Source organism: Polynucleobacter sp. Fuers-14 (assembly GCF_018882045.1).
Taxonomy (GTDB): domain Bacteria; phylum Pseudomonadota; class Gammaproteobacteria; order Burkholderiales; family Burkholderiaceae; genus Polynucleobacter.
This window is the reverse complement of sequence record NZ_JACVPG010000018.1, coordinates 1-15,501: the sequence shown is the minus strand read 5'-3', so window position 1 is coordinate 15,501 and position 15,501 is coordinate 1. Positions and strand designations below refer to the sequence as shown.

Below are 15,501 nucleotides of genomic sequence, written 5' to 3'. Positions count from 1 at the left end.
GGTAATTATCAGGCCTTCAGAAATTCAGCTCGAGATCCGAGCCAGCGCTCTAAATGACGCTCTACCAGATCTGCATGCTCAGCGAGTAAGCGCTCAGCCGCCTGTTGAGCCAACTCAATTAACCAGGCGTCGCGTTGCAAATCAACAAAGCGCAACATCGCATCCCCTGATTGCTTTGCGCCCAATAATTCACCCGGACCACGCAGTGATAAATCTCGCTCAGCAATCACAAAACCATCTGAGGTCTCACGTAAAGTTTGTAGACGCTCCTTGGCGGCCATTGAAAGTGGTTCGGCATACATCAAAATACAGACCGAATCCGCAGACCCTCTACCCACGCGCCCGCGTAATTGATGAATCTGGGCATAACCAAAACGCTCAGCATGCTCAATCACCATTAACGCCGCATTAGGTACGTCTACCCCAACCTCAATTACCGTAGTAGCCACTAAGAGCTGAATCTCGTTTGCCTTGAAGGCAGCCATGACTGCCGCTTTTTCTTCTGCTTTTAATCTGCCATGTACCAGGCCAACCTTGAAGTCAGGTAAAGCCTGCGTCAGTTGCTCGAAGCTCTCAACTGCTGTTTGCAATTGCAGCACTTCAGACTCTTCAATGAGAGGGCAAACCCAGTACGCTTGCAACCCCTTAGACAACCAACTTTGCAAACCACCGATCACCTCATCACGGCGACTGGCTTTAACTACCTTGGTAGCAATCGGTTTTCGACCGGGAGGTAACTCATCGATAACAGAGACATCTAAGTCTGCATAGTAGGTCATCGCTAAAGTGCGCGGTATTGGGGTGGCAGACATCATCAGTTGATGACAGTAAAATAATTCCGAACCAACACGTTGCTGAATCTCTAAACGCTGCCTCACTCCAAAGCGATGTTGCTCATCAATCACCGCTAAACCCAACCTGGCAAAACTGACATTCTCCTGAATCAAGGCATGTGTACCAATAATGAGTTGGGCTTGTCCATTCTCAATCACCTCTTGTGCCAGTCTTTTTTCTTTGGCTTTCAGACTCCCTGACAGCCAAGCGATTATTACCCCCAAAGGTTCAAACCATTCTTTCATTTTGAGGTAGTGCTGCTCAGCCAAGATCTCCGTAGGCGCCATGATGGCTGCTTGATAACCATGATCCATCACCCGCGCCGCAGCTAAAGCAGCCACTACGGTCTTGCCGCTACCCACATCTCCTTGTAGAAGGCGATTCATCGGAAATGATTGAGAAAGATCATTACTAATTTCAGACCAAACACGATCTTGAGCATTAGTTAATTTAAAAGGTAATGCCTTTAACAAACCCTCTTCAAAGCTTTGTTTCTTTGCCCTTGGAAAGCTTGGTGCATGCCGCTCCCGACGAATCGCATGGGCACGCTTTAACGAAATTTGCTGAGCAAGGAGTTCCTCAAACTGCACTCGACGCCAAGCAGGATGAGTACGCTCTAGCAATGCTTGGGTATTTGCATCAGCAGGTGGTTGATGCAAATAGGTAATCGCCGCTTGCAAGTTTGGCCAATCATGACTTGGTAGCAACTCTGCCATCAGTTCTTTGGGCAAGAACTCAGCCAAACTATCTTGCAGACTTGGTTCACGCAAGGCTTGTGTCACTGCCTTACGAATAATGGTTTGCGAGACTCCAACACTTGCTGGATAAACTGGAGTCAGACTAACGGGCAAAGGTGCATCTGGAGCGACAGCTCTCACCGTAGGGTGCACCATCTCTGGACCCTGAAAACCTTCACGCACTTCACCGCGGACTCGAATATTGACCCCAACAGCCATTTGTTTTTGCTGGCTAGGATAGAAGTTCAGGAAACGCAGATTTAAGGTTTCAGTTTCATCCTCAATAGTGACTATCATCTGCCTTCTGGGTCTAAATAAGACCTGATTACGAATAACTGCACCTTGAGTCTGAGCGGAGTTAAATCGACCCTGATGTATTGCCTCCTCGATAGTGAGCAGCTCGGTCTCATCCTCGTAACGGGATGGCAAGTGCAAAGCAAGGGCCATAGGGGTATCTAAACCCATCTTTTGGAGTGTGCTTGGCGCTTGTTTAGTAGTCATCGTTAAAATCTAATACCTGATGGTAATGCTATGCAACTCTCCGACTTTAATTACGAACTCCCACCCGAGCTAATCGCCCAACATCCCTTGGCGAATAGAACCGATAGCCGCCTCTTAGAGGTCAAGGCTGATGGGCCAAATCACGTCCAATTGGTAGATCGACAGTTTAAGGACATTCTGAGCATTGTTCAGCCCCGGGACTTATTAGTCTTTAATGACACCAAGGTTATTCCTGCGCGCTTACACGGCAAAAAGGAGACTGGCGGGAACGTGGAACTGCTCATTGAACGAATTAGCGGTGAAAAGCAGGTTTGGGTGCAAATTAGAGCCTCCAAGGTACCCAAGACTGGAACCACTGTTCATATTCACAATCAGGCTGGCGAAACCTTTCCTGTAGAGATGATTGGGTATGACGGACGTTTTTACGAGGTGCGCTTTCCTGAGAATGTGTTTTCCTTGCTTGAACGTTTTGGTGAGCTCCCATTGCCCCCCTATATTGAGCATCAACCCGATGGTGAAGATGCGCAGCGTTATCAAACGGTAGTTGCCAAAAATCCAGGGGCGGTAGCTGCCCCAACAGCAGGCTTACATTTTGATGAAGCAATTTTGCAAAAGCTAAAGGATGCTGGTGTAAATCACGCAACCGTCACACTTCATGTCGGTGCAGGAACATTTACTCCTGTTCGCGAAGAAGATCTTTCAAAACATAAGATGCATTACGAATGGTTCTCTATCCCCAATGAGACATTAGAAGCTATTGAGACTACCAAGAAAAATGGTGGCAAAGTTGTTGCGGTAGGCACTACCAGTCTGCGCGCACTAGAGAGCCAGGCTGCTAGCGGGCAAAATAGCGGCGAGACCAATCTCTTTATTACCCCCGGCTACCAATTTAAAACCATAGATTGTTTGTTAACCAACTTTCATCTGCCAAAATCTACCTTATTAATGTTGGTCAGTGCTTTTGCGGGAATGGAAAACATTCGCGCCGCTTATCAACATGCCATTCATCAGAAGTATCGTTTCTTCAGCTATGGAGATGCGATGTTTCTATGTCGACTCGAGAATCCAAAGTTATGACCAAACCTGTTCACTTCAATATCCTGGCGCGCGACTCGCAAAGCCCAGCTCGCCTTGGTCAGCTTGACCTTCCACATGGCAGCGTGCAAACACCAATCTTCATGCCCGTGGGAACGTATGGCACCGTCAAGGCAATGACACCGCGTGATTTGAATGAAGCCAAGGCACAAATTATTTTGGGAAACACTTTTCATCTCTGGCTAAGACCAGGATTAGATGTGATTAAAAAACATGGTGGCTTGCATCGTTTTATGGGTTGGGACAAACCAATCCTCACTGACTCTGGTGGCTTTCAGGTATTTAGTTTGGGCGCGTTGCGCAAGATCTCTGAAGAGGGTGTGACTTTTGCATCTCCAATCAATGGCGACAAATTATTTATGTCTCCAGAAGTGTCAATGGAAATTCAGGCGGTTCTCAATAGCGATATCGCGATGCAGTTTGATGAATGCACTCCTTATGAAATCAAAGGTCAACCCACCTCTGAAAAAACAGCTCGTGCATCACTAGAAATGTCTTTGCGTTGGGGTGATCGCTCCCTTAAGCGTTTCCGAGAGCTCAATACTGGAAATGGACTCTTTGGCATTGTCCAAGGCGGCATGTTTGAGAATCTTCGTGAATTTTCTTTAGATGCCGTAAGTCAGCAAGGTTTTGATGGGATTGCTATTGGTGGCTTATCAGTTGGAGAGCCTAAACCCGAGTTTGAGCGGATTCTCAATTTCACTGCACCCAAATTGCCAGAACTTATGCCTCATTATTTAATGGGCGTTGGCACTCCAGAAGATCTGATATTGGGCGTTAGCCTAGGCATTGATATGTTTGATTGCGTGATGCCAACCCGCAACGCCCGCAATGGCTGGCTCTTTACCCGCTTTGGCGACCTAAAGCTCCGTAATTCTGGGTACAAGGACGATGATCGCCCAGTAGACCCTACCTGCGCCTGCTATACCTGCCAAAACTTCACCAGATCCTATTTAAATCACCTCCAAAAGGCGAATGAGATCCTAGGGTCCCAGCTAAACACCATTCATAACCTGTCCTACTACCTCCAGCTGATGACTGAGGTCCGCGAGGCTCTCAGCAAAGACCGCTTTAGCGCCTATCGTGAGGAATTTCATAGCAATCGCCAGCGTGGTGTTGAGCCTGGACAGGACTAATAGCCCTACAGGGGGCAAAACCCCCTGTAAATCACCTCCAAAGCCCCACACAGTTTAGAATTGCGGGTTACGGCCATCGGTTTAAAGGTCGAAAAATATCGCAGTTTTTAATTGGTAATTAACGGAGGTTTTGTATGTGGATTAGTAACGCTTTTGCCCAAGCTCCTGCAGCGGGCGCAGATTCCAGTGGCTTGATGAGCTTTCTCCCTTTGATTTTGATGTTTGCAGTTTTGTACTTCATCATGATTCGCCCACAAATGAAGCGTCAAAAAGAAACTAAGGCAATGCTCGAGTCATTAGGCGTTGGCGATGAAGTTGTTACTGTTGGCGGCATCATGGGCAAAGTAACGGCATTGAAAGACCAAGTGGTTACCGTTGAAATTTCTGCTGGCACTGAAGTGCACATGCAAAAAGGTGCCATCACTACAGTATTGCCAAAAGGCACTCTGAAGTCTGCTTAATTTATTTGTTTAAAAGTATCTCAATATGAATCGCTACCCTCTCTGGAAATATCTAGTCATTGCCGTTGCATTACTGATCGGCGGACTATATTCATTACCCAATTTCTATGGTGAGGCTCCAGCGGTTCAAGTCTCGTCTGCCAAGCCAACCATCAAGGTTGATTTGGCAACGCAGGCTCGTGTCGAAAAGATTCTTACAGAAGCTAACATTAGTAACACCGGTCTCTTCTTCGAAGTCGCTGGCAATGTAGGCTCGATCAAAGTTCGCTTCAATAACACTGACATTCAGTTGCGCGCACGCGATCTATTGCAGCAGAAATTAAATGTAGATCAAAATGATCCCAACTACACTGTTGCCTTAAACCTGCTGTCCAATACACCGGGCTGGTTAAGTGCAATCAATGCATTACCAATGCCACTAGGCCTTGATTTGCGTGGCGGTGTCTATTTCCTCTTGCAAGTGGATATGAAGGGGGCAGTCCAGAAAAAAGTGACTTCCTTGGCAGGCGATATTCGCAGTCAATTACGCGATAAGAGCATCAGGCATCAAGGTATTGAACGTGGCGCTGACTTTATCTCCATTAACTTCGCCAATGTCGAAGATGCAGATCAAGCGCGCGCAGTACTTACAACGGGGCAACCTGAGCTCATTTGGTTAATCAAATCCAATGGCTCTTTACCTAAATTAGTGGGTGAATTTAAGCCAGCTGCTCTCAAGGCCATTCAAGATAACGCCGTCAAACAAAACATCATCACCCTTAATAAGCGCGTCAATGAATTAGCGGTTAAAGAGCCGGTGATTCAGCAACAAGGTGCTGAGCGCATTGTGGTGCAGTTACCTGGCGTACAAGATACCGCTCGTGCCAAAGACATCATCGGTCGCACAGCAACTCTAGAGTCTCGCTTAGCTGACCCCTTGGCGTCTACCATCAGCTTAGGCGAAACCCCTCCTCCAGGCATGGATACTTTCCGCTTTGGTGAAAATCGCTTGGGTGTATTTAAAAAATCAGTCATCTTCAGTGGTGATCGCATTACCGATGCTAGTGCTGGCTTTGACCAAAACCAACGCCCAGCAGTAAACATCTCCCTGGATGCCGCTGGTGGTCGCGTCATGCAAGAAGTGACTCGCGAAAATATCGGCAAGCCGATGGGCATGATCTTATTTGAAAAGGGTAAAGGTGAAGTGCTCACCATCGCCACCATTCAAAGTGAGTTTGGCTCTAAGTTCCAGATCACTGGTCAGCCAACTACCGAGAGCGCTAATGACTTAGCCCTGCTCTTGCGCGCTGGATCATTAGCAGCACCAATGGAAATCATTGAAGAACGCACTATTGGACCAAGCCTTGGCGCAGAAAATATTGAGAAGGGCTTTAAGTCGCTCTTGATCGGCTTTACTGCGATCGCGATTTTCATGATGGTCTACTACTTACTGTTTGGCACTTTCTCCGTTGTCGCTTTGGCGGTGAACTTGCTCTTGCTCATCTCAGTGCTATCGATGCTGCAAGCCACGCTCACCTTGCCGGGCATCGCTGCGATGGCCTTGGCTCTGGGTATGGCTATTGACTCCAACGTGTTGATTAACGAACGTATTCGTGAAGAGTTACGTAACGGAGCTTCGCCACAAACAGCCATTTCTGTCGGCTTTGATAAAGCTTGGGCAACAATCCTGGACTCTAACGTAACAACCTTAATTGCTGGTCTGGCCTTGTTAGCATTTGGATCTGGCCCTATCAAAGGCTTCGCAGTGGTTCACTGCTTAGGTATTCTGACTTCAATGTTCTCGGCTGTCTTCTTCTCACGTGGCCTTGTTAACCTCTGGTACGGCAGACATAAGAAGATTCAAAAACTCGCTATCGGCCAAGTTTGGCGTCCACAGGAGAAATAAGCCATGGAATTTTTCCGGATCAAAAAAGATATTCCCTTCATGCGCCATGCATTGGTGCTTAATGCGATTTCTTTAGTTACTTTTTTAGCTGCAGTCTTTTTCCTCTGGCATAACGGCCTGCATCTCTCCATCGAATTTACTGGTGGAACGGTGATGGAAGTCAGCTATCCACAAACTGCGCCTTTGGACTCCATTCGTACCAAGGTTGAGAAGTTGGGCTATGCAGATACTCAAATTCAGAACTTTGGTAGCTCACGCGATGTCATGATTCGCCTACCATTGCAAAAAGATGCTGAAGGCAAATTGATTTCTTCTGCTGATCAAAGCACGGCAGTGATGCAAGCGCTTGAACCAGCAACGACTGGTGTGAAATTGCAACGCGTTGAGTTTGTTGGCCCACAGGTGGGTCAAGAGTTGGCTATTGACGGCTTAAAAGCACTCATCTTTGTAATCATTGGCATCGTGGTGTATCTATCCTTCCGCTTTGAGTGGAAGTTTGCGCTTGCCGGCATCATTGCGAACTTACATGACGTTGTCATCATCCTGGGCTTCTTTGCCTTCTTCCAGTGGGAGTTCTCCCTCTCAGTGTTGGCGGCTGTTCTCGCAGTTCTAGGGTACTCAGTAAACGAATCTGTGGTGATCTTTGACCGTATTCGTGAGAACTTCCGCAAATATCGCAAGATGAATACCCGTGAAATCATTGATAACGCAATCACGAGCACTATCAGCCGTACCGTAATCACTCACGGCAGTACTGAAATGATGGTCCTGGCAATGCTGGTCTTTGGTGGTCCAACACTCTTTTACTTTGCATTAGCACTGACCATTGGTATTTTGTTTGGTATCTACTCTTCAGTCTTCGTGGCTGCAGCATTAGCCATGTGGCTTGGTGTTACACGTGAAGATTTAGTGAAGGGCGATAAAAAGCCTGATGACAATGCCCGCAATGATGATCCCAACTACGGGGCACGGGTTTAACTCAGCAGTTTTTTAGTTCAGCGTCAGTTTTGTTGATCAAGGGCAGCTAAGATTCTGTTAGTTGCGCCTTGATGTTCAGTTGAATAAGCCTTAGCAGCGGCGCCCATCTTCGCTAACTCAGCATTATTCAGAAGCAATGCTTTCAAGGCCTCCATTAAGGCTATTGGCTCCGTTAAAAGTAATTCGCCATGAATGCGTTTAGCAGCGCCACTATCAATCGCATCTAAGGCAGCCTGTTGAAAGTTATAGGTGTGCTCACCCAATAGAACAGGGCAGCCGGCTGCACACGCCTCAATCAAGTTTTGACCTCCAAAGGGCAGCAAGCTTCCACCCATTAGCACTAAGTCAGAAGCGCTGTAATACATCGGCATCTCACCCATGGAGTCGCCCAAAACAACATCCAATCCAGCGCACTCACTCGGAGTACCAGGCCACTCGCTACGACGGCGAAATCTAAAGCTAGCATTATTAATTTGATCTGCTACTTCTGTGAAGCGCTCGGGATGGCGCGGTACCAAACAAAGCAGAGGTGGAATTGGAAATGCATTACTTAGGAGTAAATCTTTCCAAGCCTTCAGAATAATGGCCTCCTCTCCATCGCGCGTGCTCGCTGCACACACCATCAAGCGATTTCCGGCATGTAGCTCACTCTGCCATTCTTTACCCTCAGCAAGCAATTTTGGATCGAGCGGAACATCAAATTTCAGATTGCCGGTAATAACAACATTTTTAACGCCTAGGCTGCGATAACGCCCTGCATCAAACTCAGTCTGCGCGAGGATTCCCGCAAAGGCTTGAAATAATGCACGCCCCGCTTCACCAAATCGATTAACGCGTCTGGCGCTTCTCTCGGAAAGGCGAGCATTTACTAGAAATAGGGGTAAGCCAATTTCTTTGCAACGAAAGACCACCGTCGGCCACGCCTCGGTTTCCATGAAGAGGCCAAACTTTGGCTTAAATGTTTTCAAGAAATGCTCTACAGACCAGCAAAGGTCGTAAGGTAAATAAACTTGACGCATTTGCCCAGCAGCAATCTCTTTAGCAAATAACTGCTTGCCAGTACGGCGGCCATTCAAAGTCATGTGGGTGAGCAAAATAGATTCGCCCTTAGCTAAATAAGCCTCAATCAAAGGTTGTGCAGCGCGCGTCTCACCAACTGATACCGCATGAATCCAAATAGAGCCCAGAGCAATAGGCTTGCTGTAGCCAAAGCCCAATCGCTCAGGAATGTGATGAAGATAGGAGAAGGCATGACGTGCACGCCAAGCTAGACGTATAAATGCTAATGGCAATAAGAGGTGCCATAGCAATTGATAAGCAGCAAACCAGATCCGGGGACGCGCCCCGTATTCTGAATTGGTAGTCAAACTCACTTTTTGAGACGTTCGGTCAACTCGACCGCCTTACCTAAGTAAGAAGATGGTGTCATCTCCAACAAACGTACTTTTGCATCCTCAGGAATCTTCAAACCACGAATAAAGGTTTGCAGGTCTGCTTGATTAATCCCTTTGCCACGAGTCAATTCTTTTAACTGCTCATAGGGATTCTCGATGCCGTAACGGCGCATCACCGTTTGCACTGGCTCAGCCAATACTTCCCAACAAGCGTCCAAATCAGCAGCGATTGCAGCATGATTTACCTCTAACTTACCAAGGCCGCGCAAGGCGCTGTCATAAGCTAATACGCTATGGCCAAATGCAGGGCCTAGATTGCGCAAGACAGTAGAGTCAGTCAAGTCACGCTGCCAACGAGAGATTGGTAATTTTTCTGCAAGGTGGCGCAGCAATGCATTAGCAACGCCCAAGTTACCTTCAGAGTTTTCAAAATCAATCGGGTTCACTTTATGCGGCATCGTAGATGAACCGATCTCACCTGCTTTAGTGCGCTGCTTAAAGTAGCCAACCGAGATGTAAGCCCAGAAGTCGCGATCCATATCCAAAAGAATCGTATTAGCACGAGCGATCGCATCAAAGAGCTGAGCCATACCATCGTGTGGCTCAATTTGAATGGTGTAAGGATTGAACGTTAAACCCAGACGTTTTTCAACCACACTCTTGGAAAAATTTTCCCAATCAAAATCAGGATAGGCTGACATGTGAGCGTTATAGTTACCCACTGCGCCATTCATCTTGCCTAGCAAAGGGGCTGCAGCGATAGATTCGATCGCACGCTCTAAACGCTTGGCAATATTGGCGATCTCTTTACCCAAAGTACTTGGTGAGGCCGGCTGGCCATGAGTGCGAGAAAGCAAGGGCACTTTAGCGTTCTCAATCGCGAGATCAGTCAGTACTGAGAGTACTTTTCTGAGTTGAGGCAATAGAACTTGATCACGTGCACCGCGCAACATTAAACCGTGAGAAGTGTTGTTGATATCTTCTGATGTACAGGCAAAGTGAATAAACTCACTTGCTTTCAACAAATCTGGTCGTCCAGCAACTTTTTCTTTCAAGAAGTACTCAACTGCTTTTACGTCGTGGTTGGTTACCGCTTCGATATCTTTAATACGCTGAGCATCTGCATCTGAAAAGTTTTCTGGGAGCGAAAGCAAAAAAGCTTCGTCAGCAGCATTAATTTTTGGGACATCAGGTAAGCCGGCAGCAGCCAAAGCCAAGAGCCAATGAATTTCCACAAAAACACGTTGGCGCATAAAAGCGGCTTCGGAAAGCCAGGGGCGTAAGGCATCCAGTTTTCCGGCATAACGGCCATCTAGAGGGGAAAGGGCATTGAGGGTTGAAAGCGGCTGACTCACGAATATTGCCTTTGCATTGAATATGTCAATAAAAGCTGATTTTAATGCGTTCTGGAGTACAGCAAACCCCAAATAGGATCGCTATACTTGAGCCCATGAAACTTATCGGATCCCTCACTAGCCCTTATGTACGTAAAGTACGCATTGTTTTTAACGAGAAAAAGGTCGATGTTGACCTCGAATTAGAGAATGTTTGGGCTGCAGACACCAAAATAGCCCTTACCAACCCCTTAGGGAAGGTTCCCTGCCTCATGGCTGACGATGGAGAGGCTATTTACGACTCCCGCGTTATCGCCGAATACGCTGATGGCCTAAGTCCAGTCAGCAAGCTTATTCCAGCAGATAACCGTGAGCGCGCTGCCGTGAAAACCTGGGAAGCGCTAGCAGACGGAATTGTCGACGCGAGTATTTTGGCTCGTCTAGAACTTACATGGCGCCCAACTGAACAACAAAGCCAGGCATGGGTTGATCGTCAAATGAGCAAAATTGATGTGGCGCTGCGTCACATGTCCGAGCAACTGGGTGGAAATGCCTGGTGTCATGGCAATCAACTTACATTGGCAGATATCGCCGTAGGTTGCGCAATCGGATATTTATTATTTCGCTTTCCAGAAGTGAAATGGCAAACTCAATACCCAAATTTAGATCGCCTGTATCAAAAATTATTACAGCGACCTTCTTTTATTGAAACCGAACCACCGGCTGCTTAATTAACTTGCCGCTGAATAAAAAATGCCAATCAAAACTGATTGGCATTTTTGTATCTGCTGTTTGATAAAAATTATGCGGAAATAATTCCGCCACCCAAACAAATATCTCCGTCATATAAGACGGCAGATTGTCCAGGAGTAACAGCCCACTGCGCCTCTGGAAAACTCAAATCAAAACTCAGTGCTTCATCACCAGCACTCAATGTACAAGCAGAGTCTGCTTGTCGATAACGAGTCTTAGCGGAATAATTTCCAGGTGTTGGTGCCGCGCCAGAAACCCAACTGGCATCCATAGCAGCAAGCTTGTGAGCCAATAGCCATGGGTGTTCGTGGCCTTGCGCTACATACAAGGTGTTATTAGGAACGTCCTTGCGCGCCACATACCAAGCGTCACCATTACCGTCTTGACTGCCGCCCAAACCAATACCTTTGCGTTGACCTAAGGTGAAGAAGGCCAAGCCCATATGTTCACCAACCGTCTTACCTTCTGGCGTTTTAATCGGGCCAGGTACGCGCGGTAAATAGCGATTTAAGAATTCTCTAAAAGGACGTTCACCAATAAAGCAAATCCCGGTGGAGTCTTTCTTTTTAGCATTGTGCAAACCAATTTGCTCTGCAATTTTTCTGACTTCCGTTTTGGGAATCTCACCAAGAGGGAACATTACATTAGCTAATTGCTGCTGCGTTAGACGATGCAAGAAATAACTCTGGTCTTTACTGGCATCGACAGCTTTCAACAACTGCACCCTGCCACCTTCATGACGGACGCGCGCATAGTGGCCTGTTGCAATCGCATCCGCACCCAAACTGATGGAGTGATCTAAGAAAGCCTTGAACTTAATTTCGGCATTACATAAGACATCGGGGTTGGGTGTTCGCCCTGCAGCGTACTCGCGCAAGAAATCAGCAAATACGCGCTCACGATATTCGGCAGCAAAATTGACTGCTTCAACGTCTATTCCGATCAAATCTGCGACTGAAACCACATCGAGCCAGTCTTGACGAGCAGAACAGTACTCGTCGTTATCGTCATCCTCCCAATTTTTCATAAAAAGGCCAATAACTTCAAAGCCTTGCTCTTTGAGCATCCAGGCAGCCACCGACGAATCCACCCCTCCAGACATGCCAATAACGACTTTCTTGGGCTGGGAGGACGGGATTGAGGAAGAATTGAGCGGGATCATCAAAAAATGCGAGAATTCAATATAAGCTTACAGACCATATTGTAGAAGTCTTAGCCTGATTTCACAGAATTTCGGGCAAAAACCAAGCAAAAGGACTTAGGGGTGAGTAAATAGGCGCAACGAGCCCTATTTAACTAAAATAGATTTTTTATAAATTTTTGCTTTTGGAGACATGCCATGCGCATAGGAGTGCCACTGGAAACAAGGCCCGGGGAAACTCGAGTAGCCGCCACACCAGAAACCGTTAAAAAATTAATTGGTCAAGGTCATACCGTCGTTATTCAAAAAGACGCCGGAGTAAAAGCCAGTCAACCTGACTCCGCATACGAATCTGTCGGCGCAAGCATTGGTAGCGCTGCAGATGCGTTTGGTGCAGAGATCGTTCTTAAAGTACGTGCGCCCGAGGCAGCCGAACTTAAACAGATTAAATCCGGTGCCGTTCTTCTGGGCATGCTCGATCCGTTTGATAACGACATGATTGCAGCCATGGCTGCTCAAGGTGTTACTGCATTCTCTTTAGAGGCTGCACCACGCACAACACGCGCACAAAGTATGGACGTTTTGTCTTCCCAGGCAAACATTGCTGGTTATAAAGCGGTATTGGTTGCTGCAAATGAATATCAACGCTTCATGCCAATGCTGATGACTGCTGCAGGAACCGTGAAAGCAGCTCGCATACTAATCTTGGGCGCTGGTGTTGCAGGCTTACAAGCAATTGCCACAGCAAAACGTCTTGGCGCCGTGATTGAAGCATCTGATGTGCGTCCAGCAGCCAAAGAACAAATCGAATCATTAGGCGCCAAGTTTGTTGACGTTCCTTATGAAACTGATGAAGAGCGAGAGATTGCTCAAGGCGTTGGTGGCTATGCCCGTCCAATGCCTGAAGCTTGGATGAAGCGTCAAGCGGCTTTGGTTGCGGAGCGTGCGCAACAAGCTGACATCGTGATCACAACCGCATTGATTCCGGGACGTAAGCCGCCCGTGCTTTTGCATAGCGACACGGTTGCTAATATGAAGCCAGGCTCCGTCGTGATCGACTTGGCTGCTGGCAAAGGTGATAACGGCTCAGGTAACTGCCCGTTAACGCAAGCTGACAAAGTAATTGATGTGAATGGCGTGAAAATTGTTGGCTACACCAACTTAGCTAGCATGGTTGCGGCAGATGCTTCTGCACTGTACTCACGTAACTTGCTCGACTTCATGAAACTCATTGTGGATAAAGAAGCCAATTTAGTTATCCCAAGTGATGATGACATCGTTACCGCTTGCTTAATGTGTCGTGATGGTCAAGCCATCCGCAAAAACTAATAGTAAAAATACTAAGGAAACACTATGGATCTCGCTGCCTTTCAAAGCATCCTCACCGTTCAAAACATTACTGTGTTTGTATTGGCCATTTTTGTTGGCTATCACGTAGTTTGGAACGTTACGCCAGCATTGCATACGCCTTTAATGGCGGTGACCAATGCCATCTCCGGCATCATCATCGTTGGAGCATTGCTCCAAACTGAAGTTATCGGTGGCGATGAAATCACTCTCACCAGCATTATTGGTGCAGTAGCGGTATTCCTCGCATCTATCAATATTTTTGGTGGCTTTATGGTCACCCGCCGCATGCTTGAGATGTTCAAGAAAAAAGCTCCTAAAGCTGATGCGGCTGGAACCAAATAAACCTAGAACAAGACCTATATAGAGACCAAAACTATGTCAAACATAACCGCTATTTCTTATCTCATTTCGTCGGTGTTGTTCATCCTCGCTTTGCGTGGCTTGTCTTCACCAACTACTTCACGTCAAGGTAATACCTTTGGCATGATTGGTATGTTGTTAGCCGTTGTCACTACTTTCTTCATTCCTGATTTCAAACCAGTTATCTCTTTAATTGGTGTTGCAATTGTGGGTGGCGCGATTATTGGAACGATTGCCGCTAAACGCGTGCAAATGACCAAGATGCCTGAGTTAGTTGCCTTGATGCACTCCTTCGTAGGTTTATCAGCTGTGTTAATTGCGATCGCTGCTGTATTTAATCCAGCGCATGACCATACTGGCGCTCAAAAGATTGAGCTGTTTATCGGCGCGTTTATCGGCGCTATCACCTTCACTGCATCCGTGATTGCATTCGGCAAGTTATCAGGCAAAGTGAGCGGTAAGCCAGTGAGTTTTACTGGTCAACACTTGCTAAACCTCATCTTGGCTGTTTCGATGGTAGGCGCTGGTATCGCTTATTACATGGGTGACAGCCACGCAGCCTTCTTGGCAATGTGTGCCATTGCTTTGGTATTGGGCGTAACCTTGATCATCCCTATCGGCGGTGCTGATATGCCGGTGGTGGTATCGATGCTGAACAGCTATTCCGGTTGGGCAGCGGCTGGTATTGGTTTCACCTTAAACAACCCAGTGTTGATTATTGCGGGCGCTTGCGTAGGATCATCCGGTGCGATTCTGTCTTACATCATGTGTAAGGCGATGAACCGCTCCATCTTGGCTGTATTGCTAGGCGGCTTTGGCGCTGAAGCTGCTGCCGGCGGTGCTGATGATGGTGGCCCTAAGAACTACAAAACAGGTTCACCTGAAGATGCCGCTTTCCTGATGGAAAATGCTGACACTGTGATCATTGTTCCAGGTTATGGCTTGGCAGTGGCTCGCGCTCAACATGCATTGAAAGAATTGACTGAAAAGTTGACTCATCATGGCGTGACTGTGAAATACGCGATTCACCCAGTGGCAGGCCGTATGCCTGGTCATATGAACGTACTCTTGGCTGAAGCTGAAGTTCCATACGATCAAGTATTTGAGATGGAAGATATCAATAGCGACTTTGGTCAGGCTGACGTAGTGTTAGTCCTTGGTGCGAATGACGTGGTAAATCCTGCTGCACGCACACCTGGTAGCCCAATTTTTGGCATGCCAATCTTGGAAGCATTTAAGGCTAAGACTATTATTGTGAACAAGCGTTCGATGGCAGCTGGTTATGCCGGCCTGGATAACGAACTCTTCTATATGGATAAAACCATGATGGTCTTCGGTGATGCAAAGAAAGTGGTTGAGGAGATGGTGAAGGCTGTTGAATAAGTCTGATTCAGAAATCACCAAATAATTAACCGCCTTCGTGAACTGACCCCCAAAAGTTGGACATCAAGTCCAACCAAGGGGGTTTTGTTTTATGAGCAAATACAGTACGGAGTTCAAGCTCCAGGTAGTTAATGAGTATTTAAAATCCGGCGGCCAAAA

Annotated in this window: 13 protein-coding genes; 9 read left to right on the top strand and 4 right to left on the bottom strand. The window is 47.1% G+C overall.

The window, feature by feature from the left end:
- Positions 1–8 precede the first annotated feature (8 nt).
- Positions 9–2,072 (bottom strand): ATP-dependent DNA helicase RecG, encoded by a 2,064-nt coding sequence (recG, locus tag ICN40_RS09675; RefSeq protein ID WP_216243716.1) that lies wholly within the window; start codon positions 2,070–2,072, stop codon positions 9–11.
- 30 nt (positions 2,073–2,102) lie between these two features.
- On the opposite strand from recG, the gene queA reads away from it, so the two are divergent.
- The 5 genes from queA to secF all read left to right on the top strand — a co-directional run bounded on the left by queA (position 2,103) and on the right by secF (position 7,627).
- Complete coding sequence (gene queA, locus ICN40_RS09670; protein WP_216243715.1) at positions 2,103–3,149, top strand: tRNA preQ1(34) S-adenosylmethionine ribosyltransferase-isomerase QueA; 1,047 nt, start codon at positions 2,103–2,105, stop codon at positions 3,147–3,149.
- Positions 3,146–4,303: a tRNA guanosine(34) transglycosylase Tgt gene (gene tgt, locus ICN40_RS09665; protein WP_216243713.1), complete on the top strand. Its 1,158-nt coding sequence runs from the start codon at positions 3,146–3,148 to the stop codon at positions 4,301–4,303. Before queA ends, tgt begins: the two co-directional genes overlap by 4 nt.
- Before the next feature lie 134 nt (positions 4,304–4,437).
- Positions 4,438–4,764 (top strand): preprotein translocase subunit YajC, encoded by a 327-nt coding sequence (gene yajC, locus ICN40_RS09660; RefSeq protein WP_215320955.1) that lies wholly within the window; start codon positions 4,438–4,440, stop codon positions 4,762–4,764.
- Between the two features lie 25 nt (positions 4,765–4,789).
- The gene (secD, locus tag ICN40_RS09655) at positions 4,790–6,649 is read left to right on the top strand and encodes a protein translocase subunit SecD (RefSeq protein ID WP_216243711.1); all 1,860 of its coding nucleotides are present in this window, start codon (positions 4,790–4,792) and stop codon (positions 6,647–6,649) included.
- 3 nt (positions 6,650–6,652) lie between these two features.
- On the top strand, positions 6,653–7,627 hold the full coding sequence (gene secF, locus ICN40_RS09650; protein WP_216243709.1) for a protein translocase subunit SecF: 975 nt from the start codon (positions 6,653–6,655) through the stop codon (positions 7,625–7,627).
- A 23-nt stretch (positions 7,628–7,650) separates the two neighbouring features.
- On the opposite strand, the gene ICN40_RS09645 is transcribed toward secF, so the two are convergent.
- Positions 7,651–9,000: a 3-deoxy-D-manno-octulosonic acid transferase gene (locus ICN40_RS09645; protein WP_216243707.1), complete on the bottom strand. Its 1,350-nt coding sequence runs from the start codon at positions 8,998–9,000 to the stop codon at positions 7,651–7,653.
- Positions 8,997–10,376 carry an adenylosuccinate lyase gene (gene purB, locus ICN40_RS09640; protein ID WP_216243705.1) on the bottom strand — a complete coding sequence of 460 codons (1,380 nt, stop codon included), beginning with the start codon at positions 10,374–10,376 and terminating at the stop codon, positions 8,997–8,999. The genes ICN40_RS09645 and purB overlap by 4 nt, the downstream gene beginning before the upstream one ends.
- Positions 10,377–10,471: 95 nt before the next feature.
- Between purB and ICN40_RS09635 the strand changes: the two genes are divergently transcribed.
- On the top strand, positions 10,472–11,086 hold the full coding sequence (locus tag ICN40_RS09635; protein ID WP_216243703.1) for a glutathione S-transferase N-terminal domain-containing protein: 615 nt from the start codon (positions 10,472–10,474) through the stop codon (positions 11,084–11,086).
- Between the two features lie 71 nt (positions 11,087–11,157).
- On the opposite strand, the gene mnmA is transcribed toward ICN40_RS09635, so the two are convergent.
- Positions 11,158–12,270 (bottom strand): tRNA 2-thiouridine(34) synthase MnmA, encoded by a 1,113-nt coding sequence (gene mnmA, locus ICN40_RS09630; RefSeq protein WP_216243701.1) that lies wholly within the window; start codon positions 12,268–12,270, stop codon positions 11,158–11,160.
- A 177-nt stretch (positions 12,271–12,447) separates the two neighbouring features.
- On the opposite strand from mnmA, the gene ICN40_RS09625 reads away from it, so the two are divergent.
- Genes ICN40_RS09625 through ICN40_RS09615 form a run of 3 tightly spaced genes read left to right on the top strand, consistent with a single transcriptional unit; the run spans position 12,448 to position 15,342 of the window.
- On the top strand, positions 12,448–13,578 hold the full coding sequence (locus tag ICN40_RS09625; RefSeq protein ID WP_216243699.1) for a Re/Si-specific NAD(P)(+) transhydrogenase subunit alpha: 1,131 nt from the start codon (positions 12,448–12,450) through the stop codon (positions 13,576–13,578).
- Between the two features lie 24 nt (positions 13,579–13,602).
- Positions 13,603–13,941 carry a proton-translocating transhydrogenase family protein gene (locus ICN40_RS09620; protein WP_011903634.1) on the top strand — a complete coding sequence of 113 codons (339 nt, stop codon included), beginning with the start codon at positions 13,603–13,605 and terminating at the stop codon, positions 13,939–13,941.
- Between the two features lie 33 nt (positions 13,942–13,974).
- A complete protein-coding gene (locus ICN40_RS09615; RefSeq protein ID WP_216243697.1) occupies positions 13,975–15,342 on the top strand; it encodes an NAD(P)(+) transhydrogenase (Re/Si-specific) subunit beta in 1,368 nt (455 codons plus the stop codon).
- Positions 15,343–15,501 lie beyond the last annotated feature (159 nt).